This is a genomic window from Parabacteroides caecihominis, from assembly GCF_023656785.1.
Taxonomy (GTDB): domain Bacteria; phylum Bacteroidota; class Bacteroidia; order Bacteroidales; family Tannerellaceae; genus Parabacteroides; species Parabacteroides segnis.
In genome coordinates this window covers 229055-242153 of sequence record NZ_JAMOKS010000007.1, presented here as the reverse complement: position 1 = coordinate 242153, position 13099 = coordinate 229055, and the positions used below count along the sequence as shown (strand labels likewise).

Here is a 13099-nt window from a genome sequence, read left to right as displayed (position 1 = left end):
GCGAATTATTTGAGAAATAGAAGTAACGATTTAGCAACTGTGCGAATTTCAGCGTTTTGCGTTGCTATGCTGTCAAATAACTCTTTCATTTGCAAATATAACATCTTTTTCCGAAAGTACGAACTTTCGGTGGCAATTTTATAAAATCAACTTGCGAAAAAAGAAAATCATTCATCCCATTCATGGGTTGTGTCATCGGTGGCGTTGTACTGTTTCCAACGTCCCGATTTCTCGCCGTCGGTGTATTGCCCCTCGATGGTTATATAGGGTTTTCCGTCCCGTGTCGATTCCACACGATAAAAGCCGTCAAGTTTTCCGTTACGGTAGTGTCGTGTAGTCCTGCTGCGAAGCGTGCGCCCATCCTCGAATATTTCCCATTCCTCACCCTCTTTTTTGCCGTCTATATAATGAGATTCAAAAATCTGCTCACCCGTCTTGCTGTCAAAGCGGCGTTCCCGTCCGCTCTCCACACTCTGCCTATACTCCTTTTCGATTTCTATTTTGCCGTTACGAAAATAGGTCTTTACAGTTCCGTCTATCTTGCCTTGCTGCATGGGTGTTTCTTTTCGGGGAGTAACGCCATCTTGGTAATACTCCGTGAATATGCCGTTGCGCTTTCCTTTGGCATATATGCCCGATTCACGCAGTACCCCATCACGATAGCGGAGATAATCACCGTTTATTATGCCGTCGGAAAGTTTAACACGCTCCTCGTCAAGCCCTCGTATAATGCGATATTCTCCCTGCAACGGCTGTTTACTGCCTTTTTCATAATAGACCGTGCGCCGTGCGTTATCCGTTATAGTCTGTAAATCGTCCCATTTTACTATTTGTTGTGCGGAAGCCGTGCCACACAATAGCAAAAAGAGGTATAGTGTTAATATTCTATTCATTGTATTTTTGCTTTTCGAGGTTGATAACGGTTCTCAGCTATACGCAGGCAGGGATTTTAACCACTGAACTTCCTACGAAGAACTGAACTTTAAATTTACCACTTAACTGTCCTACGAAGCACGAAACCCCTGCTTGCGTATAGGTGATGTTATGCGGTCGGTTTTCATTTTCTCTTCTTTCTCGTTAATTTCTGCTGCAAAGTTACTAAATTTGCAGTCAAGTATTCACCTGTAAGAAGTTACTAATGACAAAAAAGAAATTGCCCGTTCGTTTTACGGGTCAGCACTTTACTATTGATAAAGTGCTAATAAAAGATGCAATAAGACAAGCAAATATAAGTAATCAGGATACGGTTTTAGATATTGGGGCAGGCAAGGGGTTTCTTACTGTTCATTTATTAAAAATCGCCAACAATGTTGTTGCTATTGAAAACGACACAGCTTTGGTTGAACATTTACGAAAATTATTTTCTGATGCCCGAAATGTTCAAGTTGTCGGTTGTGATTTTAGGAATTTTGCAGTTCCGAAATTTCCTTTCAAAGTGGTGTCAAATATTCCTTATGGCATTACTTCCGATATTTTCAAAATCCTGATGTTTGAGAGTCTTGGAAATTTTCTGGGAGGTTCCATTGTCCTTCAGTTAGAACCTACACAAAAGTTATTTTCGAGGAAGCTTTACAATCCATATACCGTTTTCTATCATACTTTTTTTGATTTGAAACTTGTCTATGAGGTAGGTCCTGAAAGTTTCTTTCCACCGCCAACTGTCAAATCAGCCCTGTTAAACATTAAAAGAAAACAGTTATTTTTTGATTTTAAGTTTAAAGCCAAATACTTAGCATTTATTTCCTGTCTGTTAGAGAAACCTGATTTATCTGTAAAAACAGCTTTAAAGTCGATTTTCAGGAAAAGTCAGGTCAGGTCAATTTCGGAAAAATTCGGTTTAAACCTTAATGCTCAAATTGTTTGTTTGTCTCCAAGTCAATGGGTAAACTGTTTTTTGGAAATGCTGGAAGTTGTCCCTGAAAAATTTCATCCTTCGTAGTTCAAAGTCGGGTGGTTGTCAAGATGATTTTTCTGGTTTGGTGTCGTCTTTTAAGCTGCCGCATAACATTGTGCTAACAGCGAAATCGGCTGTTATTTTCTTCAAGTATATCACCTTGCGAACAAATATAAAAAAAGTGCAGTACACCACGAACAGCGTACCGCACTTTTTTCGGCAAATCGGGCAGGATTTAACATTTATAGCTTGAATCCCTTGCCTTTCCTTTGCGGTTGTATAGGTCGGCGTATGTTCTGCCTTAACTTCTCGAACTGTTCCTTGAACCACTCGGCAATGGGCTTTCGGTCGATGGCAAGAACCAATTTAGTCCCGTCCGTGGGGTCTTTCAGCACTTGGAAACCTGCCCTTTCGGTCGTGAATTTCCGTCCGTGTTCCTCCGAGTAGAGTTCCCCTGCATACTCCAACGGCTTTCCCTTGACGAGCGTTGCGGTCTGCCTTTCATCGAACCCGACAAGGCGGCAGAGGTTTTCGATACGGAGCATTTCACGGAAATAGGGAAACCATGCTGCCGCCCTTGCGATTACCGTTTTCAGAAACGATATTTCCTGCTTGTGCCTTGTGTCCTTGTCGGCTATCTCCCTGCCGTGCTTTTGCTGCATTTCCCGTATCTCCCTGCTGTGGTCTGCCTGCATGGTCTGTATCCTATCTTGCAGGGCTTCGATGGTTTCCTCGTGGTCGGCTACCTCCTTATGCAGGGCGGTGTTCTCCCTTTCCAGCGTCTTGACCTTGTTACTGCCGAAAAGAGAACCGACGCTCTCGGCGATGTTGGCGGCTGCGGTGGTTGCCGCCCCTTTCAGCTTCTCGGTCTGTATTTCTTTTTTCGCCCGTCTTAGTTCCTCCTGTGCCGTTTCTTTCTGCTGCTGCAAATCCACCACTTCCGCTTTGAGGTCGTCGGAGAGTTTCTGTATATCCCGATAATACTGCTGCGTGGACTTGTGGCGAGCTTTCGAGCCGTCTATGCCCCTTTGCAGCCCGTATTTCGCCATCGCCACGGCATAGGTATCTTGGTAGGACTTCAATTTCAGCCGTGTCATAATATCGTCTGCGCACAGCCTCACGGTGTCGGTCGGCTTCTTGCGGTATCGCTTCTTCGTCTGTTCCTCCCTTTTCCTGCGCTTGCGCTCTCCCTTGACGATGGGGACGAGTGTAACGTGTATGTGCGGCGTTTCCTCGTCCCTGTGCAGGTGAGCCGCCACGATGTTCTCCTTTCCGAACGTGTCGGCGAAGTATTTCAGATTGTCGGCGCACCACTCGTCCAAACGCCCCTCTTCCTCTATCCGCTTCATGTCCTCGTGCGTTCCCGATACGTTGATGCGGATTGCCCGTACTTGGTTGCTTCCGATTTTGCGTGTCAGCCCCGCTTCTTCTAATCTCTGCTGTATAGCCGCCGAACGGTCTTTTATCCCGTCGGGGTATTCGATAAGCCTGCGGTTTAGGTGCGTGCGTGTGGGGTCGGCGTTCTTCGGTATGATGAAACGCTCGATATGTGCGGTCGTTCCGCTGTCGCTGCCGTGCGCCTTTTCCATGTGTAAAACTACGAAACCCATATATTTTTCCTTTCTTCCTTGACTTGTGAAACAATGATTTTTCGTATCTTCGGGGCGGCAAATGCCGTCCCCGATGGGGTGTGCAGAGGGGCTTACCCCTTGCCTTATTGGGGAATTTTCAGCGATACGTAGTATTGCGGCTCGGAAAATTCCCTAATAAGCTACGGTATTTTCTCCGTAAATACCCTGCGGCGTGCCGTCTGCCTGCCCGTCTGCCTTTCGGCTATGGCTGTCCCTGCCGCCTGCTTGCCCGTAACCCCACCTTATTTTTTTCCTTTCGGTCGGTGGGTGGCGGGGCGGTCGTTTCCGTTTTCAAAGGCTCTTTTGCACGGGGCGGTCGGATACAAGGTTTTCCCGATAAATACGCTCGCAGCGAAGCGAGAGGAAGATTTATTGGGAAACGGCGCAGCCGCCTGACCTTTTAGCCGACGTAAAGCCCCGTGCTTGCTTTGCCTTTGTAAACGAAAACGATTGCTCCGCTTTCCTCTGAAAAGAGAAATAGACCCTGCAATATATATCACCATAGTGATAGGTTTGCATGTTTGCATGCTGGTATGCTGGTACGTTTGCATGTTGGTATGTTGGTATATCATCATGCTTTCCAACGGCTGTTGGGCTTGCCGTCCGAAACAACCGACACGAATACCGTCGTTTTCTCTTTTCGCCCGTGTATAATCCTCTCTAATAATGCCCTGCGGACTTTCGCCGCCCCGAACGATTCGACACGGAAAGCGAGGGCGGCTATCGTTTCGAGGTTGTAAACCTCCGCGCTGTATTTGTCCGATAGGCGGATAATGTGCTTTATGTCATATATAGATAAAACTCCGCTTTTGCAGAGTGCCTTTATCCCTGCCCTAACCGTCGGGGCGATAACCCCGAACAGTTCGCAGATTTCCCGCTCGGTCATGGCGGTTGCGCCTATATCGCTCGGCAGGGAGATATTGCCCTGCCCGTCCATCGTGATAATGTTCCTTTCTTCTTTCATCGGTATTCTGTTCTTAATTAGATGGCTCGGCAGATATTCTTCTCCATATCTTCCAACTTGTGCGACAAGGTTTCCATGTCTTGGCTTATCTTCTGGGCGGTGATTTTGGCGTAAATTTGGGTGGTCTTTATGTTCGTGTGCCCCAAAAGGCGGCTCACCGTTTCGATGGGTACGCCGTGCGACAGAAGTACGGTCGTGGCGTTCGTGTGGCGTGCGACATGGTAGGTCAAGCGTACCTTGAAGCCGCATTGTCTGCCTATATCTTTGAGTATCTTGTTACAACTGCCGTTGTTCGGAACGGGGAAAACATGACCGTCCCTTGCCAGCCCCTTGTACTTCTCGATGATACGCTTGGGAACGTCCAAAAGGCGGATGTTCGATTCGGTGTTGGTCTTCTTTCTTCGGGTGATTATCCACAGGTTGCCGTCGAAGAATGTTTGCAGGCGGTCGGCGGTGAGGTTCTTCACGTCCGAATACGCCAAACCCGTGAAAACAGAAAAGACGAACAAGTCCCGTACAAGCTCGTGGGTGGCGTTCTTCATCGGTGCGTTCATGAGCGTCTGTATCTCCGTTTGGGTGAGGTAGCCCCTGTCCACGCTTTCGGGAGAGTTGATATATCCCGCAAAGGGATTAAAGGGCAAACGCCCGTCGTTCCTCGCTATGGAAACGATGTGTTTCAACACAATCATGTAGCCCCACACGGTATTGGTGCGGCATTTCTTCTCCGTGCGCAGAAAATACTCGAAGTCGTTGATGAACGTGAGGTTGAGTTCCTTTAATGGAATATCCTCACGCTTGTAGGTATGGGGCAGGAACTCCCGAATATGGTTGCAGACCGTCCGATAACGGGTAAATGTACCCTGCGCCCTGCTGTGCCCGACTTTCTTCTCGAACTCGGCGTTGTGCTGCTCGAACAGCTTCAGCAAAGTTTCCTGCTTGACGCCGATACCGAGATAGGCGTCTTTGAGTTTGGCGGCGGTAACATAACCGTCCGTCTGCATTAACTCTTGATAGCGGCGGTTTACTTCCACACGGATTTTATCTACCGCAAGGTTGATTCTCTGCGCTTCGACGCTCTTGCCCGAAGCACGGTTGTTCTTCACGTCCCACAGCCGTGGGGGAACGTCCATCTTGCAACTGAACTGTTTAATCTCGCCGTCCACCGTGATACGGCACATTAAAGGCAGGTTGCCGTTCGGCTTCTCGCTGCCTTTCTTCACGTAAAATAATACCTTGAATGTACTACGCATAACTCACTCCTTTTTTTGGTTACAAAATTAGTTATTAGTGAGTTACCGACTGCTATGCAAAATTACGCAAATCGCAGAAACAGAACCATTTAGCAAGAAATTCACACCCGTTACGGGGGTAATGAGGTGGTAACTGAACTTCTGCGCTGTTTGGCTTCGAGGTGGTATTTCGTTGGCTCTGTCCCATAGAAAAACAAAGCGTAACGAACGCTGTATCAGCTAATTCGCTACGTTTTACCCAAATTTACTTTTTCGCTATGTGTTTATTTTAGACAGACAGTTTAATTCTTTTAGTCAATTTTGCGTATGAAAAAGAGGTTGTGTCAAAACGCTGGCACAACCTTTTTTTATGCACAAAGCCCAGACTTTCACAAGCCCGGGCTTTGTTATTACCCAAAGTTTTTGTATCTTTAGGCATAAAGTTTTTCATTATGGCAAAGTTACATTTTCGTCCTTACATTCCCAACCAAACAGTTCTTTTTCCTAGAAGAATTGATGAAAACATAGCAGCGAACGATCCGGTCCGTGTGGTCAATACAGTTATTGATAATCTCAATCTTGACAATTTCAAGAAGCTTTATAAAGCAACCGGTCGTTGTCCTTATCATCCTAAAATGATGCTTAAGGTGATTATCTACGCCTACATGAACAATATCTATTCGTGCCGCAAAATAGAGAAGCTTCTCCTGCGTGACATTCATTATATCTGGCTTTCCGGTAATGAACATCCGGATTTTATTACCATCAACCGTTTCCGTAATCGTGTAAAAGAAGAGATAAATAATGTATTTACGCAGTTGGTTCTTGTCCTTGCCGACAAAGGTTTCATCAGCCTTGACGTAGAGTATATCGACGGTACCAAGATTGAGTCCAGAGCCAACAAATATACTTTTGTCTGGCGCAAGACAGTCGAAAAGAACCGTACAAAGCTGATGGATAAGATCCGCATTCTCCTGGAGCAGGTGGATGAAGTCATAGCCCAAGAGAACTCCGCCAAAGACACCCCCGTGGAGTTCACACCCGCCATGCTCTCAGATATAGTGAATGAACTTAAAGAGGTGCTGGAACACCAGCCTGTAACAAAGGACAAGGAACAAAAGAAAGTCATCCGGGAAAAGAAGAAACAAGTCCGGGAACTAGAGGAGTACCGTGACAAGTTAATGGAATACGACAACCATCTTGACACTCTTGGAGAACGCAACTCCTATTCCAAGACCGATCCTGATGCCACTTTCATGCGCATGAAAGAAGACGCCATGAGAAACGGGCAGACCAAGCCCGGATATAATCTGCAAATAGGAACCCAGAACCAATTCCTCATAGACTTCCGACTGTTTCCCAACCCAACCGATACACTGACCCTCATACCTTTCTTCCACTCCTTTGAGCAACGCTATAACCGCTTACCAACTGTGGGTGTGGCAGATTCCGGTTACGGCTCGGAAGAAAATTACCGGTTCATGAGGGGATAATGGGATAGAAGCCTTTGTCAAGTACAACTACTTCCATAAAGAACAACGTCCCCGTTATACTCCCAATCCATTCCATACGGAGAGTCTCCATTACAATGCGGAGGAGGATTATTACGTTTGTCCTATGGGGCAGCACATGAACCGTATAGGAACCAGACGTGACAAAACAGCTAGCGGATACATCACCGAAAGTGCCCGGTATAAAGCACAAAGATGTGAAGGGTGTCCTTTACGTGGCAGTAGCTTTAAAGCCCGGGGGAACCGTATTATAGAAGTCAACCACCGGTTAAACCAATACAAACGGCAGGCACGGGAAAGGTTACTCTCGTAAGAAGGCATCAGGCATAGGGGAAGGCGATGTATAGAACCGGAAGCAGTTTTTGGACAGATGAAACACAACATGGCATACAGAAGGTTCCGGCATGTGGGAGAAGACAAGGTTACAATGGACTTTGCCTTCTTCGCCATTGCCTTCAACATTAAGAAAATGTGTTCCCGGATAGCGAAACACACCCAAAACGGGGAGAATATACCTCTTAGGGGGCTGTTTTTATTCGTATGGCAGATTTTACCAGACAAAAATCGCATATGGGAAAGAATTACGCAAAAAACGGTCGCTTGAAAACATTCATCTCTCAGTCAATACAAAAAGAAAGGCTGTACCGTAAATCTTAATTACGACACAGCCTCTCTCTTTACAATATTAAGTGGGTATCAAAATTATTTGTCTTCCCAACCTTTGTTCTGTTCCAGGTTCGGGTTCATGATTAATTCTTCTTTCGGGATAGGCCAGTAGTAGCGATAGTCATCCCAAGGAAGTGTACCGTTGATTGTGTTTTTATACGGACTTTTTGGATAGCAGATGATAAATCCGTCTTTGTCTGCAAATACAGTTTTACCTAATTCTACTTTTACTGCTATTTCAGGTTTGTCTGTGTGACTTCCATCATACAAATCTTTTACAGCTAAAAAGTTCATACCACGCAAAGGAACTGTCAATAATTTACCGGCTTTCCAACGCATTAGATCTTCGTAACGATGATTTTCTATAGCCAATTCTATACGACGTTCGCGGCGGATTTCACGTAATAATGGACTGATTGTATAGTCTAATTTGTCTGCATAAATTTTATCCAAGCGAGGATCTGCAGGTTCTTGACCAACAGTCAATTTGGCAGTAGGATATTTAGAGAAATCAAACCCGGCACGTTCACGCAAGGCATTAATTGTTAAGTCAACATCTGACTGAGAAAGAGTTCCGTTCAGTTCATATTTAGCTTCTGCATAATTTAATAATAGTTCTGCATAGCGAAACTCGATTGCAGCTTGAATACCATTATATAGACGGTCTTCTTCAACCATATCTCCCATCCAATGTTTAATTACCCGATAGCCTGTTACCGTTGGACCGCTACCTGTATAGCTAAGTCCTGGATAAGTGATACCATTCAAATCTTTGTCTACAATACCACCTTTGTAAATTGTAACATGTTCGCCTGGGCGACAAACTGTTTGTGTTAAACGCGGGTCACGGTTTTCCAGTTCTGTCCATTTTCCATAACCAAGGAAGTTGGGATTCATTTCGTAATTACCTTCGCTACCTCCTGTATAAATAGGACGACCGTCAATACAAAGATATTCATCGATAAGACCACGGGTTACTCCCATTGATTCACGGTTTGAGTTATTTTGATTGAAGTAACGTTGAGCAGCATGACCTACTTTGTTTTCAAGATAATTACGAGCTAAAATAACTTCAGGGTTATCAGATAAATCGGTTGCCGCAAACATTTTCCAGTAAGTTTCTTCTCCGATATTGTAAAGGGAGTATTTGCCAACTAATGTTTCGCAAGCTTTTACAGCTTCTTCAAGCCATTTGTTTGCAGAATCTTGTAATCCTAATTCTGTATGATATTTGCGGAATGTGCCTTCAAACAGACAAATACGAGCTTTTAAGAAATTAGCCTGATCTTTATTTAAACGATCTGTTTCTTGGTTTGCTTTTTCAGGCAACCATTCTACTGCTCTATTAATGCACATTAAAACTGAATCCATAACTTCGGCACGTGGTGTACGCGGAGCATATAATTCTTCAGAATCAACATTTAAATCGCGTGTTAACCAAGGTACATCACCAAAATAAAGAACTTTTTTATAGTATTCCCAAGCTTTAAAGAAATAAGCTTCACCTGCATAAGCATTTTTCTTTTCCTGACTTAATTCAGCTTTATTATAGTGAGTAAGAAAGAAGTTTACTTTACGTAAATTCCACCAATACCAACCCGTACTTTCGCCAGCACTTGTCGGAACCACTAATTCTCCTGCTAAACTGCTGAATTCATTCCCTGTTCTTACACAGTTGTCTGAGTATACATCTGCATACATAAGTGGACTACCGGTAACGCCGAACGGATAAGTATCAGAGTCTGCCCAACCGCTTTTATGTCCGATGATGTAAAGCGGATAGAGGCTATTCAACATCATTTTTAAATCTGTCTCTGATTTCCAAAAGCTTTCATCAGTAATTTCATCTAACGGATAACGTTCCATGAAATCATCGTTACAACTTGGTAATAAAGTTGCCGTTACCCCAAGTGCTAAGATATATTTTTTGAAATTGAATTTCATAATTGATTCTATTATATTTTGAATTTATATTATTTAGAAACCTACTTGCAAACCGAAAGCAACAGAACGCATCATAGGATAAGAAGATGAAATCTGATCCGGGTCGTATAAATTAGGGATCTGAGTGATTTCAAATAGATTATAACCAGATAGGCTTAAACGAACATTTGAAAGTTTTGCTTTGCTAACCCATGCTTTGGGTAGAGTATAACCTAATGCTAATGTTTTTAAGCGTAAATAGGCTGCATTGAACAAATAACCACTTTGAGTAATGGAAGAAATACGTCCTGCATACATCGGATATTTAGCATCTGTATGTTCCGGTGTCCAAGAGTTGTTATACATTTCCCAGTTGCCGGCTGTGTCTCCGCCCCAAAATACATTATCGCTGATCCAAACATCTTTTTTACCAACACCTTGGAAGAAAATATTTAAGTCGAAGTTCTTCCACGAAATATTGCCAGTGATACCATATTGGAAACGCGGAGTAGAGTTTCCAATGATTTTACGGTCACCAGGATTTTCTAAAGTATTATCCCCATTAGAAATTTCACCGTCATTATTCAAGTCTGCATAACGAACATCACCGGGATATAATGTAGTTTGTACTTTTGATTGATCCGGTCCAATCAGGACTTTTTTACCGTTTTCATCAACCGTAAAATCACTTTCCTGTAGGATACCTACTGTTTCATACCCCCATATTTCACCCATTTTCATGCCATCATAAAGGGATGAAAGCAGACTATTTGGATTACCTGTAAATTTAACGACCTCTGATTGATAATCAGATAATACTAAACCAATATCGTAACGAATACCATTACTTAACTGATCTTTCCATTTCACGCTCAATTCCCAACCGTTAGTTTTTAATTCACCTGAATTACGTTTTGGAACAGAAGCTCCTAATACAGCAGGTAGTTTTGTTCCATCCATTAATATGTCAGTTGTGCGGCGAGTATACCAATCGAAGGTGGCATCTAAACGACCATTTAATGTTGTTACATCAACACCAAAGTCAAGAGTGCTGGCAGTTTCCCAAGTTAAGTCGCTGGCAATGATTGCTGTAGGATTCATTCCTTTGATCTGCTCGTTGTTCATAACCCATGAGATGTAATCGGCTGCACCATAGCTGGCAATATATGCGTAATTAGAAACATCCTGATTGCCTAATGAACCCCAAGAACCGCGGATCTTTAAATTGTCTAACCAACTGCGCGTATTAGCCATAAATTTTTCTTCAGAGATTCTCCAGCCGGCAGAGAAGGAGGGAAAGAATTGATATCGAGTGTCATGCCCGAAACGGGAAGTACCATCGTAACGTCCGCTGAATTCAAACAAATAACGTCCTGCGTAGTCATAATTAGCACGTAAGAAAGCACCACGAATCGCCCAATGTTCTTCATTGTCTCCTGTATATTGGCTACCGGTAGTCATACCTAAAGTAGGAAGGTCGTTTGTCAGGATATCTTCGGCTTCTCCGTAAAGTTTACGATAATAATACCATTCCTGGTTGAAACCGGCAACAGCCGATATATTATGATTACCGAATGCTTTATTGAAGTTTGCATAAGCATTGATTGTGTAATAGTCGGAATGCCTAGTCTCTTCTCTTACTGTAGAAGGATAAGTGTGTGAGTTGATTGTTGAATTCCAGTTGTCTACAACATAATTGCGAGTCGGTATTACTCGTTTTTGGAAATATTCAGTAGGACGATAAGACAACTCTGCTTTTACATTTAATTCAGGACAAATGGTGATAGTTGGAGTAATATTAAATACTGTATTTGTATTTTTGGTACTTTGTGTTGCTCCATAAGCTAACCAACCAAGAATGTTATCAGTCCATGCGTCAGGAATAGGATCATTTGCTCCAGTTTTAATTGGCATATTAACATTACGACCCGGATCGTTTTTCATAGCCGACCATACGCTACCTTTTTGAGCATTCATGTATGGTTCATTATAATTGCTTGTATTATAAGAAATTTTAGTCGCAACATCCAACCATTTAGTAATGTTTGTATTCAAATTCATGTTGATGTTATAACGGTTTTGGACATCTGTATTGATTGTATACATTCCTTCCTGACGTTGATAACCTAAAGAGATGTAATAGCGTGTTTTAGCAGATCCACCACTAATAGAAATATTATGGCGTTGTAACGGAGTCCAGTCTTTTACTCCAACTTCATAAGGGTTCATATTGGCAACCCATGTCATATTAGTTGTACTGCCTTCGTTATAAATCCAAGCATTTTCCGATCTGGGATCTTCCATATATTTCTTTTTAGCAGCTAATAATGTTTCCATCCAGGGGGTAACTGTTCCTCCTGTCATTTCTGCCTCTCTGTTTTTAGCTAATTGAATAGTATAAGCATCTAAAATATCCGGAATATGAGATGGTGTATTCCATTGTAAGTTCATGTTGTAAGTAACTGAAGCCTTAGAGTCGTTTTTACCGGATTTTGTAGTAATCAACATGACACCGTATGTCGCACGTGCTCCATAAATAGCAGAAGCAGAAGCATCTTTTAAAACAGAGATATTTTCAATATCACTAGGATTCATCATGTTCAAGTAATCAGCATCGACCTGGATACCATCTACGATAATTAATGGACTACCATTTTTAACTTCATACTTTTTACCATCAGAATCCAAACCTATAGACGTGCCACCACGCACGTTAAAAGAAGGTGTTGCATTTGGAGATGAGTTCGTTGCCGACACATTCAAGTTTGGAACAACGCCTTGCAGTGCCTGACCGATATTTGCTACCGGTTTGTTTTCCAATACTTCAGCACCGACTGATGCGACAGCGCCAGTTAAGTTCACTTTCTTTTGCGTACCGAAACCGACTATGACCACTTCATCGAGGGCTTGTGAGTCTTCTTTCAATACTACATTAATAACTGATTTTCCTTTTACCGGAATAGTCTGGGTTTGATAACCCATGTAAGAGAATACCAACTCGCCGTTTGCGGGCACAGACGAAAGCGTAAAGTTACCGTCTATATCGGTGATGTTACCAGTGGGTGTTCCTTTTATCTGGATGGAAACCCCAATCAAAGCTTCTCCTTTTTCATCTTTTACGTTACCGGACACACTGACGTCCTGGGCGAACAATTGATGGGCAAAAAGGAAAAAGCCCATCAGCATGATTAAAACTTTGTTCTTCATATAGAATAATATTAATGAATGGTTAACTCTTATTAATTAACTCGAGGGCAAAATTGTCCGTATTATCCTACATG

At 43.1% G+C, this 13099-nt stretch carries 8 protein-coding genes and 1 pseudogene; 3 read left to right on the top strand and 6 right to left on the bottom strand.

From position 1 onward, the window contains the following. Window positions 1–167 precede the first annotated feature (167 nt). Window positions 168–893, bottom strand: a complete 726-nt coding sequence (locus NBH14_RS07905) for a toxin-antitoxin system YwqK family antitoxin (protein ID WP_004293712.1) — start codon at window positions 891–893, stop codon at window positions 168–170. Between the two features lie 245 nt (window positions 894–1138). On the opposite strand from NBH14_RS07905, the gene erm(F) reads away from it, so the two are divergent. Continuing rightward, window positions 1139–1939, top strand: a complete 801-nt coding sequence (erm(F), locus tag NBH14_RS07900) for a 23S rRNA (adenine(2058)-N(6))-methyltransferase Erm(F) (protein ID WP_004295323.1) — start codon at window positions 1139–1141, stop codon at window positions 1937–1939. Window positions 1940–2136: 197 nt separating this feature from the next. Here erm(F) and mobV read toward each other — a convergent pair whose 3' ends face one another. After that, window positions 2137–3504, bottom strand: a complete 1368-nt coding sequence (mobV, locus tag NBH14_RS07895; RefSeq protein ID WP_008999098.1) for a MobV family relaxase — start codon at window positions 3502–3504, stop codon at window positions 2137–2139. A gap of 107 nt (window positions 3505–3611) precedes the next feature. On the opposite strand from mobV, the gene NBH14_RS07890 reads away from it, so the two are divergent. After that, complete coding sequence (locus tag NBH14_RS07890) at window positions 3612–3929, top strand: hypothetical protein (RefSeq protein ID WP_155272781.1); 318 nt, start codon at window positions 3612–3614, stop codon at window positions 3927–3929. A gap of 167 nt (window positions 3930–4096) precedes the next feature. Here NBH14_RS07890 and NBH14_RS07885 read toward each other — a convergent pair whose 3' ends face one another. Then, window positions 4097–4489 carry a hypothetical protein gene (locus NBH14_RS07885; RefSeq protein ID WP_004293707.1) on the bottom strand — a complete coding sequence of 131 codons (393 nt, stop codon included), beginning with the start codon at window positions 4487–4489 and terminating at the stop codon, window positions 4097–4099. Between the two features lie 17 nt (window positions 4490–4506). Beyond that, the gene (locus NBH14_RS07880) at window positions 4507–5739 is read right to left on the bottom strand and encodes a site-specific integrase (protein WP_004293706.1); all 1233 of its coding nucleotides are present in this window, start codon (window positions 5737–5739) and stop codon (window positions 4507–4509) included. Window positions 5740–6170: 431 nt separating this feature from the next. On the opposite strand from NBH14_RS07880, the pseudogene NBH14_RS07875 reads away from it, so the two are divergent. Beyond that, window positions 6171–7833 (top strand): annotated as a pseudogene (locus tag NBH14_RS07875) (IS1182 family transposase). 98 nt (window positions 7834–7931) lie between these two features. Here NBH14_RS07875 and NBH14_RS07870 read toward each other — a convergent pair. Both NBH14_RS07870 and NBH14_RS07865 read right to left on the bottom strand, forming a co-directional pair. Beyond that, the gene (locus NBH14_RS07870) at window positions 7932–9839 is read right to left on the bottom strand and encodes a RagB/SusD family nutrient uptake outer membrane protein (protein WP_186961288.1); all 1908 of its coding nucleotides are present in this window, start codon (window positions 9837–9839) and stop codon (window positions 7932–7934) included. Window positions 9840–9872: 33 nt separating this feature from the next. Then, window positions 9873–13025: a SusC/RagA family TonB-linked outer membrane protein gene (locus tag NBH14_RS07865; protein ID WP_186961289.1), complete on the bottom strand. Its 3153-nt coding sequence runs from the start codon at window positions 13023–13025 to the stop codon at window positions 9873–9875. Between the last annotated feature and the right edge of the window lie 74 nt (window positions 13026–13099).

What these genes read in the sequence shown, in the direction of transcription:
- NBH14_RS07880 (WP_004293706.1), bottom strand. Translation starts at nt 5,739, where the DNA reads ATGCGTAGTACATTCAAGGTATTATTTTACGTGAAGAAAGGCAGCGAG.
- NBH14_RS07885 (WP_004293707.1), bottom strand. Translation starts at nt 4,489, where the DNA reads ATGAAAGAAGAAAGGAACATTATCACGATGGACGGGCAGGGCAATATC.
- NBH14_RS07865 (WP_186961289.1), bottom strand. Translation starts at nt 13,025, where the DNA reads ATGAAGAACAAAGTTTTAATCATGCTGATGGGCTTTTTCCTTTTTGCC.
- NBH14_RS07905 (WP_004293712.1), bottom strand. Translation starts at nt 893, where the DNA reads ATGAATAGAATATTAACACTATACCTCTTTTTGCTATTGTGTGGCACG.
- mobV (WP_008999098.1), bottom strand. Translation starts at nt 3,504, where the DNA reads ATGGGTTTCGTAGTTTTACACATGGAAAAGGCGCACGGCAGCGACAGC.
- NBH14_RS07870 (WP_186961288.1), bottom strand. Translation starts at nt 9,839, where the DNA reads ATGAAATTCAATTTCAAAAAATATATCTTAGCACTTGGGGTAACGGCA.